The following is a 7,419-nucleotide window of genomic DNA, read 5'->3' as shown; positions in this document are numbered from 1 at the left end:
GAGTTTCGGGAGATGCTCTGCTGGACTTGTTTCCGAATAGCGGACTGCTCTCCTTTGGCGGGCTGGGGTTTCGTATCATCAAGAGAGGTGACATGCCGGACGGGCCGCGTGTGGGAGGCTGTGCGGCATGGACGTGGCCATGCGCTCAGGGACGGGCGGGCTGTCGCCACACCCATCCTACGACATGCGTTATGGCTTCGATTTACTTTTGAAGAGGTTTAACGCTTCTCTTTTTCCGCTTCACTGGGACTTAGCTGCTCGAGTTTGAGGTTGTCGATGAAGAAGGCGGTTTTGGTGGTGCCGAGGGCGCTGAAGAGGAGGTAGCCGGCGTTGGTCCAGGCGGGCTTGCACTTGAGGTCGGGGAAGGAGTGTTTGGTGCCGTCCTGACGGGTGATGTCGAGGGACCATTTGCTGGAGGCGGTGGTGGCGGTGAGGGAGACGCGGAACCATTCACCGGCGGGGATGGTGGTTAGCTGAACTTTGCCGTCGGTGCTGGCGGAGAGCTGGCCTTTCTGCCAGCGGAGGTAGGGGCCGTTGCCGAAGTCGAGGTTTTTGCCGCGGATCTCGAAGAACCAGTCGGCTCCGGGCTGGGCCATGACATCGAACTCGGCGTGGAAGGTGCCGGCGGTGTCCCAGGTGGTGGGGTAGATGTCGAGGATGGGATCGTAGCTGTGTTTGAGGCCGGGGGCGTCCTGGACTTTGAGGGCGCGCTTGGAGCCGGGGGTGAAGGGAGATGAGATTTCTTCGGTGACGGCGATGGATTCGCCCTTGTTTTCGTGGGTGTATTTGGCGCCGCGAATGCCGAGGGTGCCGAGTCCGGCGTGTTCGAAGTCTTGATTGATTTTGTATGCGGGTGCAGGCCAGGGTTTGGCGTCGGTGTCCCAGGTGGGGTAGTCGTGGCCCTTCGCTGCGAGTTCGCGCCATGCCGCATCGTCTTTGTTCACGCCAGCGAGAGTGAGGTCCCAGGGCTTGAAGCCGATTTTTTCGGCGGGGGAGTTGGGCTTGAGGCGGAAGTCGCGCTTGGCGAGGTCTTCGAAGAGGGGATTGGCAAAGAGGCTGTCTTTATCACGGCCCATCTTGCGCCACTCGTCCCAGGTGAATTTGGTTTTTGTGAGGGTGGCGGGGATTTTCCCATTGGTGGGCCAGTAGAGATTTTTGCGGAAGACGAGGCTGTCTTTGGGATCGCCGCGCTCGGGTTTGTCGAAGAGCTTCCAGTTCCATTCGCCGCCGTCGAGGAGGAGGGATGCGGGGTCCCAGACGACGATGTTGTTGGTGTAGCGGAAGCGGAGGCGGGCTTCGTTGCGGGAGGCTTGAATTTGCGCGGTGTGGCCGAAGGCGAAGATGTTGTTCCGCACGGTGTTGAAGTAGCCGTAGTGCTGATGGAAGCCGGCGTTCCAGGTGTCGTGCACGAGGTTGTTTTCCATGAGGGTGTCGGCGCTGCCTTCGTCATTGTAGAGGCCCCAACCGCCGTAGCGATGGCTGGCGATGTGGTGGACGTGATTGCCACTGACGATGGTGCCGGGGGAGGTGCCGAGGCCGTAGTAGCCGCCCATGTCGCTGAGGTAGGCCCAGCCGAGGTGGTGGATGTGATTGTTTTCGACGAGGGTCTCGCGTGAGGCGGTGTCTCCATAGCCCCAGTTCCATCCGGCGCTGACGCCGGTGTAGTAGAGGTCTGCGATGTCGCAATGGCGGACGGTGCAGAACTGGGTGTGGGTGAAGACGACGCCGCAGGCGCTGGGGTGAAGGCGGCCGCCGTGGTGGATGATGGAGTCGTCGACGGTGATGTGATGATTGACGCGCTCATCGGCAGGGCGTGCGATTTCGCCGACGTAGACACCGCCGCCGCCGAGGTCGTGCATGTGACAGTGGGTGACAGTGGAGTTTGAGCAGCCGTTTTTGAACCAGAGGGCGTGGAGGCCGGTGTGGGAGATCTCGCAATGGGTGAAGTGGATGGCGCTGGAGTCTTCGATCTCGATGCTGCCATCGCTGGTGGTGGCGGCCTGGCCATCGTGCAGGCCGTCGGCGGGGTAGAGGTGATTGCTGTATTGAAAGGAGATGCCTTCGAAGCTGACATCGTGCGCACCTTTGATGGAGAGGAATTTGTCGATAACAGGGGCGATGACTTCGGCCTTGGTCATGTCTTCGCCGGGAAGAGGCATGTAGAGGACTTCGCCTTTGGCTTGATCGAGGAACCATTCGCCGGGGGCATCGAGAGCGGCGCGGAAGTTTTCGGCCCACCAGCGCTGATCGGGTTCGAACTCAACGAAGGGGTAGCGGGAGCGGCCTTTGATGTGAACGGCGAGGACTTCGTCGTTGAGGTCTTTGATGCGGCACTGGCCGACGGCCCAAGCGTGGGTGACGGTGAGGAGGACGGAATCGCGCTCGGGCTGCGGGATGGATTTGAGGACGTCGTACTGTTCTTTGGCGATGGAGAAGGCGTGGAAGTTCATGTTCTCCTTGAGGTCTGGGAACACGCCTGCACCGACGGCTTCGGTGATGTGGTAGTAGCCTTTGTTGGGCGAGCGAGCGAGGGTGGCGCGGCGGCCGTTGATCCAGAGCTGTTCGAACTTCCAGGCTTTGTCTGGAAGGGGGGCTTTCCAGAGGCCGCCGTCGGTTTTTTGCCAGCCGGTGATGGGTTTGCCGGCGGTGAAGATGGCATTGGTGCCGGTCCAGGTGACCTGGGAGTCGTCTTTGCCGAGGGTGAGGGTTTCGGCGAGAGGGTAGGTGCCGGGAGCTACGATGATGCGGGCGGGCTTGGTGGCGGAGCGTGCGGCATCGCGAGCGGCCTGCGGGGTGGAGATGGGGCCGGTGGGGGAGAGGTGGATGTCTGCGGCGGCGGAGATCGAGGCGGCGCAGAGTGAAAAAGCGAGGAGTCGGGACAGCATGGGGCGGTGAAGCGGAGGGTGCTCCACTTCATGCCCCATCTGCGAAGCGCATACAAGCGCCGGCGCACTGCGCGGAATTGCCAGTTTACTGCATCATCTGGCGCACCGTGGAGGAGACAGGGTAAATCCAAGCGATCTCCTCGGGGCTCAGGGTGACTGGCGGGTAGAGAGGGTTCAGGCTGGAAAGGACGATGGAGTGGCCGTGGTCTGCGGTGCTGTAGACGCGGAAGAGAACATCGCCGCCGAGGCTGTCGCTGAGGCGTGCGACGACGCGGTTGCCGGTGTGAGGGAGGCTGTTGGGATAGAGGATGGCGAGTTCGCCATCGTGGTGCTGGGGGAGCATGGCATCTCCTGCGAGGCGCATGGCGAAGGCATCGGGGTCGCTCACGCTGAAGGCGAAGTGCTCGGCGGCGGCGAAGGCGGCCTGAGCGGGCGAGGCCAGTTCACGTGCGGCAGGGATGGTGAGCACGGGGAGGAGGGCGATGCGCGGGGTCACGGGTGCTGGAGCCGCAGGCATCGAGAAGGCGGGAGTGTGCGCCACAGCGGGTGCAGGTGCGGCTGCGGGCTGAGGTGGCGTGCTGGCAGCACTGACGGGTTGGTGTTCTGTGGCAACGGCGGTGGCGGCGGCTGATTCGTTTTGAATCTCGGCTTCGAGTTTTTCGATCAGCTTGATGACGGGCAGGGAGGCGTGGGCACCATTTTCAATTTTGGTGACGTACTGGCGTGAGACACCGAGGCGCTGGGCGAGTTTTGGACGGGTGACGCCCATTTTTTCACGCAGGGCGGCGACACGCAGGGCGAAGGTGTTTTTTTCGCGGATGACGGGCTTCTCGGCGGGTTTGACTGCGGGCGCGGGTGCAGGTGCTGGCTCCGGCTGCACCAAGCGGTCGAGAGCTTCAATGGCTGCGGGTGGGAGACCAGCCATTTCGGGGGGGGAAGAGGTGGTGTCAGGCTGTGGCATGTGCATGGCGAGCTGTTTGAGGTTGGCGGCAGCTTCGAGTTTTTCGATCAATTGGAACACAGGTCTGGAGGGAGCCTGGCGGCCTTTTTCCAAGACGGTGACGTAACTGCGACCCACGCCGAGCCAGTGGGCGAGCTCGGGCTTTGAGACACGCAGCTTTTGGCGCAGTGAAAGGCAGCGGGCAGGGAAACCGACAAGCTTTTCTTCAGAGACTGGGGAGTGTGGCATAGAAGGAGGGGGTGAGGACGGTGTGCGACTGACATGCCGGGGGGGATTTGGCACGATGAAATCCCTATGCATAATCTGCGCCAAAAACGTGCCGGGTGTCCGCTCCGAGGGCAAAAGGAACAAAAGTACCAGACACAGGCACAATGGACCGTCGATTTTCATGCCGAGTCTCTTTTTGTGCATGGTCAGGGGACCGGCGGTCTGGCAAGGGGCGGCTACGAAGCTCTAGGGGAGATGGCCGACTGGCAAAGTGAGCAATGGTGATTTTACTCGCTGTTAGGGCGCGTATCGGTAACAGTCCGCCGCCTTTTTCATGTCCCAGGAATCCTCAGCCCAGCATCAACCCCCGTTTGACGTCCCAAGCGTCGAGGAGATGGCCGCATTGCTGCCGCAGTATGCGTTTGAAAAGCTCGCGGCCTTTGGTGGCATGGGGGCGGTGTATCGTGGGCGGCAGGTGAGCCTGGACCGGCCGGTGGCGATCAAAATTTTGCCGCCTGAATTTGGCAGGCAGGAGGACTTTGCGGATCGATTCAAATCCGAGGCGCGTGCGATGGCGAAGCTGAACCACACGCACATCGTGGGTGTGTATGACTTTGGCATCACCAAAGAGGGGCACCTGTATCTGGTGATGGAGTGGGTGGAAGGGCAGACGCTGCACACGCTTATTCATAAAGGCAGCATTCCGGTGCGGAAAGCCGCGAGCCTGGCGATGCAGCTGTGTGACGCGCTGGCCTTTGCGCATCACAACAAAATCCTTCATCGCGACATCAAGCCGGGGAACATCATGATCAGCGAGGATGATCAGGTGAAGGTGGCGGACTTTGGACTGGCACGGCCGATCACGGGTGAGGCGGAGGAGAATCCCTTCGGCACGCCGGACTACGCGGCCCCGGAAATTTTAGGCAAGGGCGCGGTGGACCAGCGGGCGGACATCTTCGCCGCAGGTGTGGTGTTGTACGAAATGCTGACGGGGCGGGTGCCGCAGCAGCCACGGCGTTCGGTGACGGAGTTTGCCCCCTTGTCTCCGAAATGGGATGAGCTGATTGACCGGGCGACGCATGCGGATCCCACGAAGCGCTTTCAGGATGTGGGCGAATTTCGTGCGCATATTGCGATGCTGATCAACCAAGGTGCACAGCCGGTGAAGGTGGTGGCCGTGGAGGAGGACGAGCCTCAGGGCAAAGCGGCATTGAAGCCGCTGCATCTGGTGCTGATCGGGGCTGCGGTGGTAGTCATCGGCATTGTGGGCGGGATGATGTTCAAAGGCGGGGCTGCGCCGGAGGCGCCTGTGACCACGGAGAAGGAGACAGTGGCCGCCACTCCGAAGGCTGATGAGCCTGAGCAGCAGCCGAAGATTCAAGAGGAGAAGGAGCCGGCCCAAAAGGTGGAGCCTGTGGTGGTGGTGCCGGCTGTGGAACTGGAGATGAAAGCGCCGGAACCTGCGCCGAAGGTTGAAAAGATGGTCGCCGTAGCGCCTGTGCCCGCACCTGCTCCGACACCCGCGCCAGCGCCTGTGGTGATGCCAACCGTGGTGCCGGTGCCGGAAACTCCGCAGGAGTTGATCCAGCAGCTGGAGAAGCGTGATGCGGAGCTGGCGCTGATGGTCAGTGACTTCGCTGCTGAATGGATGACCAACTCGGAAACAGGCACTGGTTCTGAAATGCAGAGCCTGGCTGATAAATACATCCCGGCGTTGCAACGTGGTCTGACCGGCCTGATGCCGCAGCAGCGTGATTTTGTACTGAGTGAAATCTCCCACATTGCGAATCATGAGCCGCTGGACGAGCCGGATCAACTCTGGCCGGAAGTGCTCAAGACTCTGCGCAAGGCCTACGACGCGCAGCGCGAGGCGATTCAAGGACGTGCGGACATGGCCGCCCGGAAAATGAGGATAGCCCAGTGCGAGCTTGTTTTGCAGAAGGCCCGTGAGCGTGCGGCCGCAGGCAAGGAGGAAGCTGCGAAGCGTGCGGAAATCGTGGCGGCGGAACTGGCGAAGCTGAAGACGGCACCGTCCATGAAAGCCTTGAGAGAAAGCGTGGGTGGTGCAACGGGGGCGGGCACTGCACCAACGACGTCCGCAGAGCCGGTGCGTTGAGCGGTCATTACAGGATGGAACAGCTAGGAAATTTTCCTCGCGGCAGAAGCTGTAGAAGGTTATGGATCAGGAATGTCCGAAGAAACTACCCCCAGCGAGCTGCCTTCGTTTGATGTCCCGAGCCTGGAGGCGATGAACGCCTACCTGCCGCAGTTTCAGTTTGAAAAACTGGCGGCATGCGGAGGCATGGGGGCGGTGTACAAGGCGTATCAGGAGAGCCTGGACCGGCGGGTGGCGGTGAAGATTTTGCCGCCGGAGTTTGGGGCCGAAAAAGCATTCACCGATCGTTTCAAGATCGAGGCGCGCGCGATGGCGAAGCTAAATCACACGAACATTGTGGGTGTGTATGACTTTGGCATCACGGCAGGAGGGCACCTGTATCTGGTGATGGAATGGATCGAAGGGCGCTCACTGCACGATCTCATTCACAACGGTAGTCTTTCCCTGCGGAAGGCGACGAACCTGGCGATGCAGCTGTGTGAGGCGCTGACCTTTGCGCATGATCATCAGATCATTCATCGTGACATCAAGCCGGGCAACATCATGGTCAATGACAGCGACCATGTGAAGGTGGCGGACTTTGGACTGGCGCGGCCGGTTTCCGACGAAGCGGAGCAGGAGAACCCCTTTGGTACGCCGGATTATGCCGCGCCGGAGATTCGTGGTGGCAGCGTGGTGGACCACCGGGTGGACATTTACGCCGCAGGTGTGGTGCTCTATGAGATGCTGACGGGTACGATTCCGGGGGAGCCGCGGCGGTCGGTCACGGAGTTTGCCAAAATCTCGACGCGGTGGGACAGCATCATCGCCAAAGCCATCGACCCCGATCCGGATAAGCGGTATCAGGATGCGGGAGAGCTTCGTGCGCACATCAATGTGGCGATGAAGCAGGCGACCGAGCCTGAAGCGGTGCCCGGCGATGTCATGGCCATCGATCTAGGCATCGGCATGGGAACGGCCCCGAGAGCGGGAATGGGTGCGGGCTTGGGTGCAGGGTTGCGTTTGGGAGCAGGCTCTGGGGCGGTTGCACAGGCGGCCCCTGCTGCTGCAGCGGCACCGGCACCTGCCGTGCGTGCACCGGGTCCGAGTGTGCCACGCGCGCCGGGTGTGCGCGCGCCAGGTGTGCCGGCGGCGGTCGAGAAAAAGAAAGCTGCTCCGCCACCCAAGCCGGCGGTTGGAATGACGCCGCAGCAGCAACAGCTCATGCTGGTCATCGGGGTGGTGGCTGTGGTGGTGGTCGGGTTTTTGGC

Annotated in this window: 5 protein-coding genes; 3 read left to right on the top strand and 2 right to left on the bottom strand. The window is 61.5% G+C overall.

Features of this window, described 5'->3' with window-relative positions:
* Positions 1 to 218: 218 nt before the first annotated feature.
* Both WAW39_RS05275 and WAW39_RS05270 read right to left on the bottom strand, forming a co-directional pair.
* Entirely contained in the window at positions 219 to 2,885 is a 2,667-nt protein-coding gene (locus WAW39_RS05275) for a right-handed parallel beta-helix repeat-containing protein (RefSeq protein WP_422316509.1), read from the bottom strand.
* 85 nt (positions 2,886 to 2,970) lie between these two features.
* Positions 2,971 to 4,074, bottom strand: coding sequence for a helix-turn-helix domain-containing protein (locus WAW39_RS05270; protein WP_422316508.1), 1,104 nt, complete (start codon positions 4,072 to 4,074; stop codon positions 2,971 to 2,973).
* 66 nt (positions 4,075 to 4,140) lie between these two features.
* Here WAW39_RS05270 and WAW39_RS05265 point away from each other — a divergent pair, with 66 nt between their 5' ends.
* The 3 genes from WAW39_RS05265 to WAW39_RS05255 all read left to right on the top strand — a co-directional run.
* On the top strand, positions 4,141 to 4,338 hold the full coding sequence (locus tag WAW39_RS05265) for a hypothetical protein (RefSeq protein WP_422316506.1): 198 nt from the start codon (positions 4,141 to 4,143) through the stop codon (positions 4,336 to 4,338).
* A 49-nt stretch (positions 4,339 to 4,387) separates the two neighbouring features.
* Entirely contained in the window at positions 4,388 to 6,169 is a 1,782-nt protein-coding gene (locus tag WAW39_RS05260) for a serine/threonine-protein kinase (RefSeq protein ID WP_422316504.1), read from the top strand.
* Positions 6,170 to 6,241: 72 nt separating this feature from the next.
* Positions 6,242 to 7,419: serine/threonine-protein kinase (locus WAW39_RS05255; RefSeq protein ID WP_422316502.1), on the top strand; the 1,178-nt coding region annotated here is incomplete at its 3' end.

The sequence above is a fragment of the Prosthecobacter sp. genome (assembly GCF_049294395.1).
Taxonomy (GTDB): Bacteria; Verrucomicrobiota; Verrucomicrobiia; order Verrucomicrobiales; family Verrucomicrobiaceae; genus Prosthecobacter.
The sequence above is the reverse complement of the archived record's forward strand: the minus strand, read 5'-3'. Positions and strand labels throughout refer to the sequence as shown.

Coding starts and splice junctions, on each gene's coding strand:
- WAW39_RS05265 (WP_422316506.1), top strand. CDS start 4,141: ATGCATAATCTGCGCCAAAAACGTGCCGGGTGTCCGCTCCGAGGGCAA.
- WAW39_RS05270 (WP_422316508.1), bottom strand. CDS start 4,074: ATGCCACACTCCCCAGTCTCTGAAGAAAAGCTTGTCGGTTTCCCTGCC.
- WAW39_RS05260 (WP_422316504.1), top strand. CDS start 4,388: ATGTCCCAGGAATCCTCAGCCCAGCATCAACCCCCGTTTGACGTCCCA.
- WAW39_RS05275 (WP_422316509.1), bottom strand. CDS start 2,885: ATGCTGTCCCGACTCCTCGCTTTTTCACTCTGCGCCGCCTCGATCTCC.